At 64.6% G+C, this 17,454-nt stretch carries 14 protein-coding genes; 2 read left to right on the forward strand and 12 right to left on the reverse strand.

The features are described from left to right. The first annotated feature begins 50 nt into the window (after positions 1–50). Complete coding sequence (locus tag ACG0Z6_RS02075; protein WP_394458392.1) at positions 51–665, forward strand: lytic transglycosylase domain-containing protein; 615 nt, start codon at positions 51–53, stop codon at positions 663–665. 8 nt (positions 666–673) lie between these two features. Here the strand turns inward: ACG0Z6_RS02075 and ACG0Z6_RS02080 are convergent, their stop codons facing one another. The 5 genes from ACG0Z6_RS02080 to ACG0Z6_RS02100 form a co-directional block, all read right to left on the reverse strand. Then, a complete protein-coding gene (locus ACG0Z6_RS02080) occupies positions 674–1,315 on the reverse strand; it encodes a protein-methionine-sulfoxide reductase heme-binding subunit MsrQ (protein WP_394458394.1) in 642 nt (213 codons plus the stop codon). A gap of 14 nt (positions 1,316–1,329) precedes the next feature. Then, on the reverse strand, positions 1,330–2,298 hold the full coding sequence (gene msrP / locus ACG0Z6_RS02085; RefSeq protein WP_394458396.1) for a protein-methionine-sulfoxide reductase catalytic subunit MsrP: 969 nt from the start codon (positions 2,296–2,298) through the stop codon (positions 1,330–1,332). Positions 2,299–2,370: 72 nt separating this feature from the next. Continuing rightward, a complete protein-coding gene (ccsB, locus tag ACG0Z6_RS02090; protein WP_394458398.1) occupies positions 2,371–3,741 on the reverse strand; it encodes a c-type cytochrome biogenesis protein CcsB in 1,371 nt (456 codons plus the stop codon). Continuing rightward, entirely contained in the window at positions 3,738–5,903 is a 2,166-nt protein-coding gene (locus tag ACG0Z6_RS02095) for a cytochrome c biogenesis protein ResB (protein ID WP_394458400.1), read from the reverse strand. Before ACG0Z6_RS02095 ends, ccsB begins: the two co-directional genes overlap by 4 nt. A gap of 118 nt (positions 5,904–6,021) precedes the next feature. After that, positions 6,022–6,639 (reverse strand): c-type cytochrome, encoded by a 618-nt coding sequence (locus tag ACG0Z6_RS02100; protein WP_394458402.1) that lies wholly within the window; start codon positions 6,637–6,639, stop codon positions 6,022–6,024. Positions 6,640–6,707: 68 nt separating this feature from the next. Between ACG0Z6_RS02100 and yihA the strand changes: the two genes are divergently transcribed. Next, positions 6,708–7,451: a ribosome biogenesis GTP-binding protein YihA/YsxC gene (gene yihA, locus ACG0Z6_RS02105; protein ID WP_394458404.1), complete on the forward strand. Its 744-nt coding sequence runs from the start codon at positions 6,708–6,710 to the stop codon at positions 7,449–7,451. A gap of 35 nt (positions 7,452–7,486) precedes the next feature. On the opposite strand, the gene ACG0Z6_RS02110 is transcribed toward yihA, so the two are convergent. The 7 genes from ACG0Z6_RS02110 to pedF form a co-directional block, all read right to left on the reverse strand. Then, entirely contained in the window at positions 7,487–9,622 is a 2,136-nt protein-coding gene (locus tag ACG0Z6_RS02110; protein WP_394458407.1) for a patatin-like phospholipase family protein, read from the reverse strand. Between the two features lie 118 nt (positions 9,623–9,740). Further along, complete coding sequence (locus tag ACG0Z6_RS02115) at positions 9,741–11,714, reverse strand: DUF1631 family protein (RefSeq protein ID WP_394458408.1); 1,974 nt, start codon at positions 11,712–11,714, stop codon at positions 9,741–9,743. A 428-nt stretch (positions 11,715–12,142) separates the two neighbouring features. Further along, on the reverse strand, positions 12,143–13,780 hold the full coding sequence (groL, locus tag ACG0Z6_RS02120; protein ID WP_394458409.1) for a chaperonin GroEL: 1,638 nt from the start codon (positions 13,778–13,780) through the stop codon (positions 12,143–12,145). Between the two features lie 47 nt (positions 13,781–13,827). After that, complete coding sequence (groES, locus tag ACG0Z6_RS02125; protein ID WP_394458410.1) at positions 13,828–14,118, reverse strand: co-chaperone GroES; 291 nt, start codon at positions 14,116–14,118, stop codon at positions 13,828–13,830. Between the two features lie 196 nt (positions 14,119–14,314). Continuing rightward, complete coding sequence (locus ACG0Z6_RS02130) at positions 14,315–15,601, reverse strand: nucleotide sugar dehydrogenase (protein WP_394458411.1); 1,287 nt, start codon at positions 15,599–15,601, stop codon at positions 14,315–14,317. A 137-nt stretch (positions 15,602–15,738) separates the two neighbouring features. Further along, positions 15,739–16,659 carry a substrate-binding periplasmic protein gene (locus tag ACG0Z6_RS02135; RefSeq protein WP_394458412.1) on the reverse strand — a complete coding sequence of 307 codons (921 nt, stop codon included), beginning with the start codon at positions 16,657–16,659 and terminating at the stop codon, positions 15,739–15,741. Then, entirely contained in the window at positions 16,649–17,161 is a 513-nt protein-coding gene (gene pedF, locus ACG0Z6_RS02140) for a cytochrome c-550 PedF (protein WP_394458413.1), read from the reverse strand. The genes ACG0Z6_RS02135 and pedF overlap by 11 nt, the downstream gene beginning before the upstream one ends. Positions 17,162–17,454 lie beyond the last annotated feature (293 nt).

Below are 17,454 nucleotides of genomic sequence, written 5' to 3' on the forward strand. Positions count from 1 at the left end.
GCGGCCCGATACCGGCCGCCGTCTCAACATTCAGCGCACAAGACGCCGGTGTGAACCGGCGTTTGGCTTTGCTCGCGCCTACGGCTTGGGGCTTGTCGGGCCTGCTCCCGGCCTGGGCTGGCGGGCAGCTGGAAGAGCCCTTGGCGGACTCCGTGCGCTCGGCCCTGTCGCGCTCCGTGGCCTTTGCTGCGCCGCCCAAGCCCAGCTTCACCAGCGTTGAAGCGCGCATGCAGTACTTGCGTTGGCTTGGCGAGATGAGCGAGCGGCTCAAGCGCTTCAAGTCCGAGCACCAGACCCGCGTTGAGTTTCTCGAAACGCTCTGGTATGAGTGCACACGCGCGGGGCTGGAGCCCAGCCTGGTGCTGGGCCTGGTGCAGGTGGAGAGCGGGTTTCGCAAATACGCCATCAGCGTTGTCGGCGCGCGTGGCTATATGCAGGTCATGCCGTTTTGGGCGCGTGTGATTGGCGATGGGCAGGTCTCCCGGCTCTTTCACATGCAGACCAATCTGCGCTTTGGCTGCGTGATCTTGCGCCACTATCTGGACATCGAGCGCGGCAATTTGTTCCTCGCCCTGGGGCGCTACAACGGCAGCCGTGGGCGCGCCGAATACCCCAATGCCGTGATGGCTTCGCGCAAGCGCTGGCTGTTGCCGGGTGAGGCCTGAATCCGTGCTCAGCGCGGCGGGCTCGCGCTGAAGCGCCGCCATAAGCGTTCGACCAAAAGCAGTGCCAGCAGCGCGCCCCAGAGCTGGGGTTCGCTGTAGAGCCGCTTGCCGCTGCGCACCCAGATGTAGTGCAGCAGCACGGCGATGGCAATGGCGTAGACCGCGCGGTGCAGCTGTTGCCAGCGCAGGCCGCCCAGGGCGCGCTTGGCCGCTTTGGTGCTGGTGGCGGCGAGGATCAGCAGGCCCACCCAGCATGCGAGGCCCATCCAGATGAAGGGGCGCTTGGCAATGTCCCGCGTGATGTCAGCCAGCGCCCACCCCATGTCCAGCCAGGCGTAGGCCAGCAGGTGCAAGCTGGCATAGGCAAAAGCCCACAGACCCAGATGGCGGCGCCAGGGCGCCAGCGCGGTGAGGCCGCAGGCACGGCGCAGGGGCGAGATGCACAGGGTCAGCCACAGGAAGCGCAGTGCCCAGTTGCCCAAGCCGCGAATCAGCGCTTCAGCCGGGTTGGGGCCCAGCTGTTGCAGCAGGGCCGCCGCAAACAGCCAGATCAAGGGCGCGGCACACAGCAGCGTCAAGCTGCGGCCCACCCAGCGCTGGCGCAAGAGCGGGTTGAGGCGCGTCTGCACGCGCAAGGGGAGCAGGAGCACAGCCGTCTTGCCGCTCAGAAATTGCGACGCAGGTCCATGCCCGCGTAAAGGCTGCCGACTTGCTCGGCATAGCCGTTGAAGAGCAGGGTGGGTGACTTGCGCGCGAACAAGCCGCCTTGGCCTATGCGCCGCTCCGAGGCCTGACTCCAGCGCGGGTGGTCCACCTGCGGGTTGACGTTGGCAAAGAAGCCGTACTCTTGCGGCGCGGCGCGGTTCCAGCTGGTGGCAGGCGGCTGCTCGGTGAGGCGGATGCGCACCAGGCTTTTGGCGGACTTGAAGCCGTACTTCCAGGGCAGCACCAGGCGCAGCGGCGCGCCGTTTTGTTTGGGCAGCACTTCGCCATACATGCCAAACGCCAGCAGCGTGAGCGGGTGCATGGCTTCGTCCATGCGCAGGCCCTCGGTATAGGGCCAGGCCAGCACACTTGAGCGCAGGCCGGGCATTTGTGCGGGGTCGGCCAGACTGGTGAATTCCACGTACTTGGCGCGGCTGTTGGGTTCGGCGCGGCGTATGAGTTCGCGCAGCGAGTAGCCGATCCAGGGAACCACCATGGACCAGCCCTCCACGCAGCGCAGGCGGTAGATGCGCTCTTCCATGGGGGCCAGCGCCAGCAGCTGTTCCAAGTCCCAGCGCTTGGGCTTGCCGACTTCACCATCGACCATCACGCTCCAGGGCGAGGTCCGCAGTGCACCGGCATAGCGCGGCGGGTCGGTTTTGTCGGTGCCGAACTCGTAGAAGTTGCAGTAGCCCGTGGCGTCTTCGCGCGGCGTGGGGGGCTCGGTGCTGAGGGCGCCGGGCAGGGGTGAGCGCTGTGCGGCCAAGGGCTTTGCCGCAGGGCTGCTGGGGGCAGCCGGCGCACTCAGGGCCAGAGGCAGGGCGCCTGCCAGCAGCAGGCCGCTGCGGCGCTGCTGCTGCCAGCGCTGCAGGGTCTCGCGCGGGGTGATGTCGCTGCTGGGGATGGGGCTGTCAGGGCGCCATGGCATGGCCGTTCTCCTTGGGTGATGCCCATCAGTCGTGGCACCGCCCCCCAACCTTACAGCCTTGACCTCACAAACTCAAAGCGTGCCGTAAGAGTGCAGGCCCGAGAGGAACATGTTCACGCCCAGGAAGGCGAAGGTGGTGATCAGCAAGCCTATCAGCGCCCACCAAGCCGACACCGCACCGCGCAGCCCTTTGAGCAGGCGCATGTGCAGCCAGGCGGCGTAGTTCAGCCAGACAATCAGCGCCCAGGTTTCTTTGGGGTCCCAGCTCCAGTAGCCGCCCCAGGCTTCGGCGGCCCAGAAGGCTCCCAGGATGGTGGCGATGGTGAAAAACGCAAAGCCCAGTGCGATGGCCTTGTACATCAGCTCGTCGAGCCGCAGCAGCTCGGGCAGGCGCGCCGTGAGCGGTTTGCGCAGGGCCACGGCCATGCCCAAAAACAGGGCCACACCACCCATTTTGCGCGCCCAGGCTTCCAGCCCGGTGCGCGTCTCAGCGCTGAGCTCGACGCCAAAACGAAACACCAGCAGCACCAGCACCAGCGCCGTGGGCACGGCCACCAGACCGATGAGCAAGGCGCGCGGCGACGCTGTTTTGAGCAAGTAGGCCAGGGCCACCATGGAGGCCAGGGCAAAGCAGCCATAGCCCACGAAGTTGGCGGGCACGTGAATCTTCATCCACCAGCTCTGCAGCGCGGGCACCAGGGGCTGGATTTCGTGCGCGTCGCGCGCCACCGTGTACCACAGCAAAAACGCCACTGCGGCGCTGACCACCAGCATCACATAGGCGCCCAGCGCGCGCGTGGCAAAACGCTCTTCGTAGTACAGGTAGAACAGCGTGGTCATCCAGGTGAACATGACGAACACCTCGTAGAGGTTGCTCACCGGGATGTGGCCGATGTCGGGCGCGATTTGGTGGCTCTCAAACCAGCGCACCAGCGTGCCAATGAGTGCCATGGCCACAGCCGCCCAGGCCAGGCGCGAACCCATGCTCTCAGCGCTGCTGTGTTGCCCTTTTTGGAACAGGCCCAGCCAGTAAAACAGCGTGCTCAAAAAGGTCAGCACACTCATCCACAAGATGGCGCTCTGGCTCGACAGCAGGTACTTCAGCAAAAAGCGCTGCTCGCCCGCAGCCAGGTCCGCGCCAAAGCTGTCGACTTGACCGAGGTAGAGCTGAATGGCCAGCAAGGCCGCACCGCCACTGACCAGTGTGAGCACTTGCAGAGGTCGCCAGGCCCAGCCCAGGGCCAGCAGTGCCGGCGCGCTGGCGAACAGAATGGCCAGTTCGTAGCCATCCATGGAGGCGTGGTAGCGCCAGGCCGCGTAGGCGCACCCCAGCAGGGTCAGGGCTGCAAACAGCCAATCCCAGGCATTGCGTGTCACCAGCAGGCCACGACGGCCCAGCGCAATCGACGGAGGGGTACTGACTTTGTTGGCAACGGTGGTCATGCGGGCTCCTTGGCTGGTGTGGGTTCACCCAGCAATTCGGCTTGCAGCTGTTGGAATTCTTGGGCGACGTCCGGGCCGTCGCGTGTGGCGCTCAAAGCCATGCGCACCCGTGTCTGTTCGGGCTGGTTGGGGCAGGGCTCCAGCCACAGCCAGAGGCGGCGGTCGCGGATGTAGAGCATGGCCAGAACCCCCACGCACAGCAGCACGGCGCCCAGATAGACCATGGCCTGGCCCGGCGAGCGCGTGACCTGGAAGACGCTGGCCTGCACTTGTTCGAAGGTGTCGAGCTGCATCAGCACGGGGGCCGGGTAGTACATGGCGTCAGACAGCGACAGCACAGCCTGCGTCATGAAGGCCTGGGTCAGGGCGTCTTGCGCAGGGGCGCTCAGATTGGCCTGCTCACGCACGACTTTGTAGAGCTCAAACAAGCTGCCGTTGAGGATGCGCAGCAGCACGCCAGAGACGCGCTCGCGCTCGGCTTGCGGCACCTCGGCCTCGATGAATTGCTGCAGTGCGGGCAAGCCGCCTTGCGGGTCCGAGCCCGCCTGGGCGGGACGGCCAGCAAACAAGGTCATGGCGCGCAGCGCCGTGGCTTGCAGCTGGGGCAGCATCTGCGGGCTTTCTTTCGGTACGGCCGACAAAGCGTAGCGCCGCGCTGCAAGCTCGCGTGTGGCCGTGTCCGCCAGGCCGCGGCGCATGGCCAGCCAGGGCTCGATGCTGTCGCGCTCATCCACGGGGATGCGCAGATAGCGGAAGTTCTCGTTGGGGGTGTCGCGCACGCCCGCCAGCAGCACGCGCGCACCGTCGATCTCCACCGGCTGCATGTAGTTGTTGTACTCACGCGCCTGGCCGGCGCTGTCGCGCAGGCGGTAGCTGAAGGAGGGGCCGACATTGCGCAAATGCTTGTTGCGCTCGGTGCTGGCGCCGCTGCCCAAATGGCGGTCCAGCTGCTGGCTCAAGTTCTTGCGCTCGGGTTCGGCAGTGTTGCTGCTGGAGAAGTCCTCGACGTTCATCACGCGCAGCCCGCTGAGCTCCAGCGTCAAATCCGGTGCTTGCGCGCCCAGTTGCGCGTTGGCGCCGACCGTGGCCGAGAGCGGTTCGTCTTGGGTTTGCGTGAGCGAGCGGGCCATCAACTTCAGGCGCGAGCCGCCGTCATCGAAGCTGCTTTGGTAGAGCGTGATGCCGCGGTGCTCGACGGGATGATTCACCTTCACCGTGGCGCTGCGTTGGCGACCGGTGTCGTGGTCGGTGATGATGATGTCGCTGGCAAAGAGCTTGGGCATGCCCGTGCTGTAGTACTCGACGTGGAACTTCTTGAGCTCCACATCAAATGGCAGCTCTTGCAGCAGCACGCCATTGGGCATGCTGAGAATGGCCGTGGCGGCGCGCCCGCCTTCGGGCACCAGCAAATTGCCCCGATAGCTGGGCGTGCCGGCGGACAGGCGGTGCTGAGGGGGGACTTCAGAGATCAGACCTGCACCCGCATAGACCTGCTTGCCCTGCAGCCAGGTCAGGGCTTTGACGAAGAGGTCCCCATCCATGAGCCCACCCAGGCAGACGAGCACGATGGCGCTGTGCGTGGCCAGGTAGCCAATCTTGTGCCCCATGCCCTTGCGCGCACCCACCATGATGCCGGTCTTGCGCAGTTGCGCGCGCGCCTTCCAGCCGCGATCGGCCAACCACTGCGAGACATGCGCCACCGCTTGGTCGGGGTGTACCGCCACATGCCCCAGGGCTTTGTGGGGCTGTGCCTGCAGCGATTGCTCGCGCACATGCTCTTTGTAGCTGCGCAGTTCTTTGATGATTTTGGGCGTGTGACGCGCCACGCACAGGCTGGTGGAGAGCACCAGAAAGCCCAAAATCAGCACAAACCACCAGGCGCTGTAGACCGTGTAGATGTCCAGCCGCCCAAACACCTCAGACCAGAAGGGGCCGAACTGGTTGACGTAGTTGTTCAGCGGCTCGCGCTGTTTGACCACGGTGCCAATCACCGAGGCAATGCAAATCACCGTGAGCAAGGCGATGGCAAAGCGCATGGAGGTCAGCAGCTCGTAGGCCTCGGTGGCCAGGGGCCGACGGGGGCTGCGCTTGGCGCTTTGGCCCAAAGCGGCTTCCGCAGAGGGGGGCGGGAGGGAGGGCTCTTGGGCGGAATCTGCAGACATGGTCACAAACGAGGGTGAAGCCTGGCGGGGTGAAAGGGAATGCTACGCCCAGCAAAAAGGCCGGTGTCAGCACCGGCCTTTAGCACCAGGAGCGGGCGAGGTTGCCCTGAATATAGGGTCAGCGCAAGCCTGCGATGTAGTCGGCCACAGCCTTGATTTCGCGCTCGCTCATCTTGGCCGCAATCGCGGCCATTTGAGCATTGTTGCCACGCACCCCGGTGCGGAAGGCGTTGAGCTGAGCTTCGGTGTAATCGCTGTGCTGACCCGAGACGCGTGGGTACTGCGACGGGATGCCCGCGCCATTGGGGCTATGGCAGGAGGCGCATGCCGGAACGCCGCGGTCAGCCAGGCCGCCGCGGTAGATTTTCTCGCCCAGCAACACTGTGTCTTTGTTTTTTGCGGCGCCAGGTTTGGCTTGCTTGCTGGCGTAAAACGCCGCCACGTTGCGCATGTCTTCTTCGCTCAGTGCAGCCACCATGCCGGACATCACCGCGTTGGCGCGCTTGCCGCTCTTGAATTCTTTGAGCTGCTTGAACAAATAGTCAGCGTGCTGACCTTGCAAGATGGGGTTGGCGGGGAGACCACGGCTGCCGTCAACCGTGTGGCAAGCCACGCAGACCTGGCTGGCGACGGTTTGGCCTTTGGCTAAATCGGGCTTGGCAGGGGCGGGGGATGGGTTGGCCACCGAAACGGCGGCCCAAGTCAAGCCCAACAAGCAAAGTGCAGCTGTTTTCATGAGAGCGATATTTCCATGTCCGCAACCGGGAAATTTTACAATGGCCGTCCTTGCAGACCGGTGGCAACATGAGTACAGCACACAACAAGACCTCAGAACAAATCATATTGTCAAGCCCCGATCCAGTAAGGCAGGCGCTAGCGTGGACGCACACCGCACGCTTCTTGACCACCGCCAGCCAGCTGCATCAACTCCCTGAACATCGTTTGCCCGAAATTGCGTTTGTCGGGCGCTCTAACGCCGGAAAGTCCACCGCCATCAACACCCTGGCGCAGCAAAAGCGACTGGCTTTTGCCTCCAAAACGCCGGGCCGTACCCAGCACATCAATTTGTTTTCGCTGGGCCCCAAAGACGAACCCGACGCTTTGTTTGCTGACTTGCCCGGTTATGGCTATGCCGCCGTGGCGCGCGACGCCAAGCTGCGCTGGCAGCGCGTGATGGCCAACTACCTGGCCCGGCGCGAGCACCTGCAAGGGGTGGTGCTGATGGTCGATTCGCGCCTGGGTTTGACCGATCTGGATCAGCAGCTGCTGACTTTCGTGGCGCCTCGCGTGGCTGCTGGTGAGGTGCGCCTGCTGGTGTTGCTGACCAAGGCCGACAAGCTCAACCGCAAAGAGGCCGATGCCAGCTTGGCTGGCGTGCAGCAGCAGCTGGGCGAAATGGTCACCGACGAGGCCGATGTCTCGGTGTCTTTGTTCTCCGCGCTGAAAAAGCAGGGTGTGTCGGATGTGGCCTTGATTCTGCGCGAGTGGGTGCAATCGCCGCTGCCGCGTGCGCAAGAGCCTGAGCCTGAGCTGCCGCTGGAGGACTAAGGGCGCTGCGGCGCCAGCACTGCGGCGGCGGCGTTTCAGGGTCGCCCGATGAAGAGATAGACAGCACTGCCACCCTTTGGGGCATAGCCCAGGGCCAGGTAGAGCGGGCCCAGGCCTGTATCTGCGCCGATGAAAATGCTGCTGGCCCAGTGCGCCCCTTTGTGGTTGCTCTTGCCTGGATCCCAGGCATTGCCGACCTCCAAGGAGCCGCCCACGAACAAGCCGCGCGTCAACAATGGGGCTTCCAACAGGCGTCGGTGATAGCCCAGGCGTGCAAAGGCCAAGCGTTCACCCAATAGCTGTCCAGGCTGATAGCCCGAGAGTTGCTGAAAGCCCCCCAGGCTATATGGGCCTAGCGTTGTTTCTTTGGACTCCTGGCTGTCGAACAGGCGCATATGGCCGGTGAGGGTGTGCGCGCCCCAGCTCTTGGCGGACGTTGCGACGAGCTCAACGCGCCGTGCTTGCGCCTGGGTTTGGTCGGGGCCCCGCACGCGACCGCGGGCAGCCTCAAAGCTCAGCCTATACCCGTTCTGAGGAAAGCTGACGTAGTCCAGTTGGTCGACCACAGCTTTGAGGCGTAGCGAGACTTCGTGCCAGGTTTTGAAATAGGCGTTCTGGTCGGAGGGAAAAATCAGCAGCTCGGGTGTGAAGCGCCAGAGCTGGGTGACTACACCCAAGCGAACCTCTCCCCATTGGCCCCAAGGCTGCCCCAGATCCAAACCGGCTGAACCGCTGGTGCGCGACACGCTGCCCAAGCCACTGCCGGTGTCTCTGTCGTAGAGCTTGATCTGGCGGCGTTCAATCTCGCTCCAGCCCGAGGCAAACCAGCCCGTGCTGGTGTTGCTGTGGCCGCCCAGGGGTTGGTAGAGCTCGCTGAACAATTTTGGTGTGCGGCCCAGGCTGATTTGATTGCGCCACTCGGTGCCGGAATTCGTCAACCAGTGTCTGTTGTGGCTGATGCGCAGGTTGAAGCTACTCTCCCCTGAGAAGTCGGTGCTCAGGTCCAGCCCCATGCGGAAATAGTTGGGTCCCCATGACTTGTCTTCGGTGAGAAAGACCAAGGTATCACCCGCCGTGCGGCTTTCCACGTGATAGTCCACGCGCTCGTAGTCGCCTGAGGAGGCGAGTAAGCGCGCATCGCGTTCGGCGTCAGCGCTGTTGAACACCTTCCCCGGCTGGCTATGCAGACGTGGCTCCCATTGCTCGGGGCGTGTGAGCGCGCTGCCCTCAAAGGCTAAGGCTGCAATGCGCGGTGCGGCTTCGTTGGCGCCTCGGGCCAGGCGCTGTGCACGCCAGGCCGCATAGGCCTTGGGACTCAGGGCCAGCGGGCGAAGCTTCTCGATAAGGGCCGATGCCGCGCGTTCGCCTTGCTCGATGAACTCGCGCGCGCTGTTGAAATCCGTGGCACTGAGCGGCCCAAGCTCAGGGGCGATCAACACATCCTGTGCCCCCAGGCTCTCCAGTGAGCGCCGCACGTTTTGCTCCGTGAGGATGTTGATCATCTGCGCCGTCACGCCCAGCACTGAGGTCAGCGTGCTGCGCGCCGCCAGGGGCGTGCCGACGTTCACCGCGATGATGTGGTTGGCACCCATTTGCCGGGCCACGTCAATGGGCAGGTTGTTGACCAGTCCGCCGTCGCCCAGGATGCGGCCCTCAAGCTCCACAGGGGAAAACACGCCGGGCACACTCATGCTGGAGCGCAGCGCCATAGCCAAGTCGCCTTTGGCCAGTACGCGCTGCTCGCCGGTTTCCAAGTCTGTGGCAATGGCCCGAAACGGGATGGGTAAATGGTCAAAGTTCTGCTGGTGGCGGACCGACAGCGTGTGGCGGCGTAGCAGGGCTTCCAGGCCGCGGCTCGACAGTGTGCTGTCGGGCAGGCGCACCTCGCCATCGCGCATGCCCAGCTCAATCGCCGCGGAGAACTCAAAGTCCTCCTCTTTGCGCCGTTGTGACAGGTGCTGACGGTCTACCCGGGAGGCAAAAAGCCGCTCCCAGGACAGTGGCAGTAACTCCTGCTCCAACGCCTGCGCGGTGCTACCACTGGCGTAGAGCCCGCCGATGATGGCGCCCATCGACGTGCCGGCCACAAAGTCGACGGGAATGCGCTCGCGCTCCAGCACTTTGAGCACACCCACATGCGCCAGACCACGTGCACCTCCGCCTGAAAGCACCAGGCCTATACGGGGGGTAGGGCGAGCGGAGGGTTCAGCATCGGCGCCGACAGCTCCCGTGGCCAGGGGGCAAAGCAGGACAGCGCAGGCCAAAAGCAATGAGTGACGCAACATGCGCTCATTGTGGGGGCAACTGCTCCAACTCTTGCAGCACGGTGCCCAGCGCGCGCTCCAGCAATTCGTCTTCGTGCAGCCGCGTCACCAGCCCGCTGATGAGCAATTGCTCCAGCGCGCCACGCGTGATGGTGTGGCGCACGCTGGCATCTTGCCCCACCACCAAGAACAGCTGGCGGCTCTCGCTCACCCAAGCCAATTGCACGGACAGCCATTGCCCCTTGATGTAGAGGTGGTACCAGTCGCCCACCTGCATTTGCTGAATCCAGGCTTCGCGGGCCTCGCCAGCACTTTGGTGCGCCGTGCTGTCCTGATAGAGCTGGACAGGGACGGTGGGCAGGTGGCCGCGGTCGATGCGACTGCTGGCCCAGCGCGAGGGCAGCTGGGATTCTTGCTCGTCGACCAAGTGCTGCAGCACCTCCCCGGAACTGAGCTTGCGGTGGTCGACTTGCGGTGGGCTGTCGAGCTGAGCCTGCTGGCCACTGAGCACGCGCGTGTGCATGACCATGAGGCTCTTGAGCACCGCTTCGCGCTCCTCTTCGGACATCTCAATGCTGACCATGCCCCCTTCGAGCTCGGCAACCAGTTGCGGCAGGCTGGCCCGCAGCATGCGGCGCGAAGCTTCGTCGTTATGGGGGAGCAGGCTGCTCAGCAGGCGATCCACCGTGCCAACGTAGCGCGAAACGCTGGGTGCCTCGCGCCCGTCGCGCACCATGGCGCGGGTGATGACGCGCACCCAGGGGCCTAGCAAAAAGCGCTGCAGCAACTTGCCAGCACGTGCTTCTTCGAGCTGGGCGGTCAGCTGTTCGCGTACCAAGCGCTCATAGCTGTCGCGGTTTTGTTCGCGGTCCATGGCTTCCATCACCTGTGAGCTGGCTTGGGCGCGCTTGAGCGCCTGCTCGGTGATGTATTCGTCCAGGGCTTGCTCGAGCTTGACCACATCATCGTGTCGCAGCTCAGGCTTGGCATGCAAAGGCCCCAAGGTCCTGGTCAAAAATGCCTCAAAAGCCAGAAGGTCTGGATCGTCGATATTGGCGTAGCCGCTGCCGTGAGAGGCAATGCGATTGAAGACCCGCCACACGGGATGGTGGTGGGAGTTGATCAGGTCTGGGTCGTGCTCAACCATATGACCCAATCCCGGCTGCAACCCGCTGAGCAGTTCTCTGAGCTTGGGAGTGAGGCGTGCGTCGTCGAGGATCTGGACAAACAAGCGGCGCAGCAAGTCGCGCATGGTAATGATGGGCACATCCATCGCAGCCTGACGGCTGGCGCGGTTGACCTCGTCCACGCGCTGCGCGGCCTCACCCAAGGTGTGGCGAATGCTGCTGACGCTGACAGGCGGGGGGGGCTGGCGCGTGCCTGCGGCATGGCTGGACACCATGTCAGCCAGGCGAGCTTCTTGCATGCGCACACCCAGCAGCGTGTAGAGCCGATGCAGCTCCAAGGCCATGGTGTCAGCGGCCAGGCGCATCACGGCATAGCGCCCTTCTTGGTCCAGGTCCGTCCCCATCACAGCGCGGTGCAGTGCATGTGCAAACACATCCGGGCGAAGCAGGTTGTCGGTTTTGACCGGCCGGACAATGCCGTGCAGCGCCGCAAAGTAGTTGCCGATTTGGTGCAGCTCGGCACGGTTGGCTTCTTCCACGGCGGAAGTGACATGAGCCACGCCCACATCCTCCAGCGCTTGCCGCTCGTCGATCAAGGACAGCGATGCGGTGGTGCCCGAGGCTGTAGGCGGGCGTGGCAAAGGGTCGCGGCCGCCCCGCGCGATTTCCAGCAAGCTGCGCAAAGCGTCGTCAAAGTCCGGGCTGAACCGGGCACGGCGCTTGAGCCAGCCCGCCTGCAGGTATTGATATTGCGGTCGCGTTTTGATGGCAGAGTCCAGCGCGTTGTGGACTTGCAAGACCAGCGTCGGGGTGAATGCAATGGCCTCATCGACCAGCGACTGAAGTTTCAGCGCTTGTGCTTGTGTGTGCATGGGCGGCGGGCGAAGTTTTGGCGTAATTAACACACCATTTGATAGCAAAAGCGCTCCGCTCGGATGGCCGTCCCCCTATACAAGCGGTAATTTGACGCCAGTACGCGACTTGCGCATGGCCCCTATCAAAGCCCGGCCATTGCCAGGTTTGGCCCGAGAAGCGGCATGGCATGGGCTTGGGCTGCAGAGCCGGGTGTGTCAGTGCAGTTCAGCGGCAGCTCCATGCACGCCAAAGATTCCTGGTGCAAACGTCATGCCAATCGGTGGCAGCCCGGCTTGTCGAAAGCGGGGGTATTGCCGTGAGTCTCAAGGCCTGGGCTCGCAGTTTTTGGAGGGCACAAAGAAAAAACCCCACGAGGGTTGCTCGCGGGGTTTTGAAGGGGAGGCAGGCTATGGGTAAGCCTGCCCGCAGGCCATGGAGCCTGGACTTACATGTCCATGCCCATGCCGCCCATGCCGCCGGGCATGGCAGGTGCTGCGCCTTCGTCCTTGGGGGCCTCGGCAACCATGCACTCGGTGGTCAGCATCAGGCTGGCCACGGAAGCGGCGTTTTGCAGCGCGGTGCGGGTGACCTTGGTGGGGTCCAGGATGCCCATCTCGATCATGTCGCCGTAGGTGTCGTTGGCCGCGTTGAAGCCGTGGTTGCCCTTGCCGGCCAGCACGTTGTTGATCACCACGCTGGGCTCGCCACCGGCGTTGGCCACGATTTCGCGCAGGGGAGCTTCGATGGCCTTCAAGATCAGCTTGATGCCGGCGTCTTGGTCAGCGTTGTCGCCCTTGATCTCACCAGCAGCTTGGCGAGCACGCAGCAGCGCCACGCCACCACCGGCCACGATGCCTTCTTCCACTGCAGCGCGCGTGGCGTGCAGGGCGTCTTCCACGCGGGCCTTCTTTTCCTTCATCTCGACTTCGGTGGCAGCACCGACCTTGATGACGGCCACGCCGCCAGCCAGCTTGGCCACGCGCTCTTGCAGCTTCTCGCGGTCGTAGTCGCTGGTGGCTTCTTCGATCTGGATGCGGATTTGCTTGACGCGGGCTTCGATGTCGCCAGCGGCGCCAGCACCGTCGATGAGGGTGGTGTTTTCCTTGCCCACTTCGACGCGCTTGGCTTGGCCCAGATCGGCCAGGGTGACCTTCTCGAGCGACAGGCCCACTTCTTCAGCGATGACCTTGCCGCCAGTCAGGATGGCGATGTCTTCCAGCATGGCCTTGCGGCGGTCGCCGAAGCCAGGCGCCTTGACGGCCACAACCTTCAGGATGCCGCGGATGGTGTTGACCACCAGCGTAGCCAGGGCTTCGCCTTCGACTTCTTCAGCAATGATCAGCAGGGGACGACCAGCCTTGGCCACGGCTTCCAGCGTGGGCAGCAGGTCGCGGATGTTGGACACCTTCTTGTCGTACAGCAGCACGAAGGGGTTGTCCAGAATCGCGGATTGCTTTTCTTGGTTGTTGATGAAGTAGGGCGAGAGGTAGCCGCGGTCGAACTGCATGCCTTCGACGACGTCCAGCTCGTTGTTCAGGCTCTTGCCGTCTTCAACGGTGATCACGCCTTCCTTGCCCACTTTGTCCATGGCCGAGGCGATGATTTCGCCCACGTCGGAGTCGCTGTTGGCGGAGATGGTGCCGACTTGAGCGATTTCCTTGGAGGTGGTGGTGGCCTTGGAGGCCTTCTTCAGCTCAGCAACCAGGGCGTGCACGGCCCGGTCGATGCCGCGCTTCAAGTCCATGGGGTTCATGCCGGCGGCCACGTACTTCATGCCTTCGCGCACGATGGCTTGGGCCAGCACGGTAGCGGTGGTGGTGCCGTCACCGGCGTTGTCGCTGGTCTTGGAAGCAACTTCCTTGACCATTTGCGCGCCCATGTTCTGCAGCTTGTCTTTGAGCTCGATTTCCTTGGCCACGGACACGCCGTCCTTGGTCACGGTGGGGGCGCCGAAGGAGCGCTCCAGCACCACGTTACGGCCCTTGGGGCCCAGGGTGACCTTGACCGCGTTGGCCAAGATGTTCACGCCTTCAACCATGCGGGCGCGGGCTTCGCCGCCGAAAATGACGTCTTTTGCTGCCATGTTGTGTTCTCCGAATTCAGAAATTGGGGTTCAGCGCGTAGCCGTGCTTACTTTTGCACCACGGCGAAGAGGTCTTCTTCGCGCATGACCAGCAGCTCGTCGCCGTCGACCTTGACGGTCTGGCCGCTGTACTTGCCAAACAGCACGCGGTCGCCCACAGACACGTTCAGGGCCACGAATTCGCCCTTGTCGTTACGCTTGCCGGGGCCCACAGCCAGCACTTCGCCTTGATCAGGCTTTTCTGCGGCGTTGTCGGGGATGACGATGCCGGAGGCGGTCTTGGTTTCGTTTTCCAGGCGCTTAACGATCACGCGATCGTGCAGAGGACGCAGTTTCATCTGATCTCCTTGACTGAGTCGGTACTTGATGGACTTGGAAGCACCGCCACCCTGGATGGGGGCGGCACTGTAGCTCTCAAGAGGGGGTGTCCCGTCGGGACGCAAGGCCCCGCTGAGGACTGTTAGCACTCACGCTAGGCGAGTGCTAATAACGTGATTATAGGGACGAAGGCTCGCGTTTCAAGAGGCGAGCTGCTCAGAGGCGCAGGTCGGCCGCGCCGCGCGGCAGGATGCCTTTGACGTCAAACAGCACCACGTCGGGTCGGCCCAGGGCTTTGATGCCGGCCTCGCCCAGGGCCAGGAACTCGCGGTGGCCCACGGCCAGCACGATGGCGTCGTAGCTGCCGGGCTCGGGGGCGGCGCTCAGGCAGTGCAGGCCGTACTCGTGCAGGGCCTGTGCGGGGTCCACCCAGGGGTCCCAGATGTCGACTTGCGTGTGGTACTGGCGCAGGCCGTGGATGACGTCAACCACCTTGGTGTTGCGCACATCGGGGCAGTTTTCCTTGAAGGTCAGGCCCAGCACCAGCACGCGGCCGCCCAGCACGGGCTTGTTCTTGCGCAGCATGAGCTTGACGGTTTCGTCCGCCACATGCCGGGCAATGCTGTCGTTGACGCGCCGCCCGGCCAGGATGACCTCGGGGTGGTAGCCCATCTCCTGCGCTTTGTGGGTCAGGTAGTAGGGGTCCACGCCAATGCAGTGGCCGCCCACCAGGCCTGGACGAAAGGGCAGGAAGTTCCACTTCGTGCCCGCCGCGGCGAGCACCTCGTGGGTGTCGATGCCGAGCTTGTGAAAGATCAGGCTGAGCTCGTTCATGAGCGCGATATTGAGGTCGCGCTGGGTGTTTTCGATCACCTTGGCGGCCTCGGCCACTTTGATGCTGCTGGCCTTGTGGGTGCCCGCGCTGATGATGGAGGCGTAGAGCGCATCGACCTCGTCGGCCACGGCCGGTGTGCTGCCGCTGGTGACTTTGGTGATGGTGGGCAGGCGGTGGGTTTTGTCGCCGGGGTTGATGCGCTCGGGGCTGTAGCCGCAGAAGAAGTCGACGTTAAAGCGCAGGCCGCTGTGCTGCTCCAGCAGCGGTACGCACACCTCTTCGGTGGCGCCGGGGTAGACGGTGGATTCGTAGATGACGATGTCGCCGGGCTTGAGCGCCAGGCCCACCAGCTCGCTGGCGCGCGCCAGCGGCACCATGTCCGGGCGCTTGCTCTGGTCCACGGGCGTGGGCACGGTGACGATGTAGATCTGCGCCTCGCGCAGCGACTGCACATCGTGGCTGTAGCGCAGCAGCGGCGCGCTGCGCAGCTCTTCGCTGCTGCACTCCAGGGTGTGGTCGTGGCCGCTTTGCAGCTGGGCCACGCGCTGGGCGTTGATGTCAAACCCGATGACGGCGCGGTGCTTGCCGAACTCCACTGCCAAGGGCAGTCCGACATAGCCCAGACCGATGATGGCGATGGTTTTTTCGCTTGGCTGGAGGTGGTTCACGATAGGAAAGAGGGCTGCAGCGGGCGCGGCACCCCAGCGGCCAAGCCAGCCGCACATCCGGGCCAGCCCTGGCGTGAGACGGCGCCCAGAACACATTGTCAGGTCGGCAGTCTACGCGAGGGCGGCAGCGCTGGCTTTCAGACCAGCAGGGTGTCGGCGCTCAGTCCCTGTTGCGCAAAGATCTGGCGCAACACGCCTCCAGCCCTGAGTTGCTGCACGGCGCCGCCCAAGGCCGCGCCCAATTCGGCATGTGCGGCTTTGACGGCCATGCCCAGGCGCCAGCCCTGGATGCGCAGGCCCGGCAGCGGTGGGCTGCCCAGGGCCCAGGGCGAGGCGTCATGGACGCTGTCACCGCGCTGGTGCAATGCCGCCTCGGCCTGGGCGCGGGTGACCCAAGCGGCATGCAAGTGGCCCTCCAGCACGGCGGCGGCGGCCTGCACGCCGTTGTCGAAAAAGTGCAGCTGCGCCGCCAGCTCTCCACCGGCAAAGCCCAGCAGCGCGCTGGCGGCGGCGCTGCCCCGTTCTGCGCCAATGGGGTGGCCGCGCAGCACCGCAGGGCCGGGCAACTGCGGCAGCACCGAGCGCGCGTGCAGCACGGCCAGGGTGTCTTGGGCGTAGGGGGCGCAAAGCAGGGTCTGCGGCACGTTCTGGGCCAGCGCGGCGTCCTGCGGCACGTGCAACATCACGTCGGCCGGGCCCCAGCCCAGCGGGTGGCCGCGCCAGACGGCGTGCCGCAAGTCATCCTGCATCTGCTCGCCCGCCATCAAGGGCAGCACTTGCAGCTGCAGGCCCAGGGTTTGGGCCAGGGCTTGAGCCAGGGCGACATCCACGCCTTGCAGCTTGCTGCGATCGCGGGGGTGGGCGCTGGAGTAGGGCGCGTTGTCGCTGTAGAGCGCCACTTGCAGCTGGCCGCCCTGGCGCAGCTGGGAGACCCAGCCGGGTGTGCTGAGGGCTTGGGCCCAGAGCGGGCGTGCCACCATGCTGCCCGCCCAGGCGCAAGCCGCGGCGCTGTGCAGCAGCCACTGGCGGCGCGGGTGCTGGTAGGTGTCAGCGTTCACGGCGCGACTCCAAATATGTGCGGATGGCCCAGATCGCCTCTTGGCTGAGCGTTTGTTCAAAGGGCGGCATGTAGACGCGGCCGTCGCGCGCGCGGCCACGCCGCACGGTGCCCAAAAAGTAGTCGTCGATCTCCGCCAGACAGGCCTGCTGTTTGGCCGCTTCAGCCAGGCTCATGCAGTCGGCGTCGAGCCGACGCAGGTCTGGCGCAATGCCGCCGGAGATGGCTTCCAGCCCGTGGCATCGGGCGCAGTTTTGGTTGTAGGCGGAGCTGCCAATGCGCAGTGCCTCGGGCTGAGCGGGGCCGTTGCTGAAGGGGTTGCGGTCGCGCCAGCCCGCGCCCAGCTGCGGCAGTGAGCGGGTGTCGACGGCCTGTGGCGTGACGTCGCCATGCGCCAGGCTGGGCGTGGCGGGCAGCTGCCACAAGGCCAGGCCCAAGAGGGGTGTTGCCAACGCCCAGGCGGCGCGCCGGGCGGTTCGTGGGAGTGAGCGAGGGTGATGCATGGCCAACAGAGCTGTCAAAGGTTGGAGGAATGGACGACAGCCCGGTTGTTGGCAAGAGCCGTGCCACCTGCCTTCGCACCCCGTGGTTGCGGGGTGTTGCAAGCGCGCGCTGCGGCTGACCATGGGCGTGTTGCAGGCTGTTCAGTTGTGACGCATCACCCCCGACCGGGGTGTGCGCTGGGTGTGCCCGCGGGTTGGCCGCAGATTTGCTTGTGTCACGGTGTTGTGGTGGGGTGCCCCGCTGGGCTTGCATGTGGCAGCCTGACGCAGGGGGTGCCCCAACGAGGAGCATC

This window comes from Roseateles rivi, assembly GCF_043555845.1.
GTDB classification, from domain to species: domain Bacteria; phylum Pseudomonadota; class Gammaproteobacteria; order Burkholderiales; family Burkholderiaceae_C; genus Roseateles; species Roseateles rivi.

What these genes read in the sequence shown, in the direction of transcription:
- groES (WP_394458410.1), bottom strand. Translation starts at nt 14,118, where the DNA reads ATGAAACTGCGTCCTCTGCACGATCGCGTGATCGTTAAGCGCCTGGAA.
- msrP (WP_394458396.1), bottom strand. Translation starts at nt 2,298, where the DNA reads ATGCCATGGCGCCCTGACAGCCCCATCCCCAGCAGCGACATCACCCCG.
- ACG0Z6_RS02115 (WP_394458408.1), bottom strand. Translation starts at nt 11,714, where the DNA reads ATGCACACACAAGCACAAGCGCTGAAACTTCAGTCGCTGGTCGATGAG.
- ACG0Z6_RS02095 (WP_394458400.1), bottom strand. Translation starts at nt 5,903, where the DNA reads ATGTCTGCAGATTCCGCCCAAGAGCCCTCCCTCCCGCCCCCCTCTGCG.
- pedF (WP_394458413.1), bottom strand. Translation starts at nt 17,161, where the DNA reads ATGCATCACCCTCGCTCACTCCCACGAACCGCCCGGCGCGCCGCCTGG.
- ACG0Z6_RS02100 (WP_394458402.1), bottom strand. Translation starts at nt 6,639, where the DNA reads ATGAAAACAGCTGCACTTTGCTTGTTGGGCTTGACTTGGGCCGCCGTT.
- ccsB (WP_394458398.1), bottom strand. Translation starts at nt 3,741, where the DNA reads ATGACCACCGTTGCCAACAAAGTCAGTACCCCTCCGTCGATTGCGCTG.
- yihA (WP_394458404.1), top strand. Translation starts at nt 6,708, where the DNA reads ATGAGTACAGCACACAACAAGACCTCAGAACAAATCATATTGTCAAGC.
- groL (WP_394458409.1), bottom strand. Translation starts at nt 13,780, where the DNA reads ATGGCAGCAAAAGACGTCATTTTCGGCGGCGAAGCCCGCGCCCGCATG.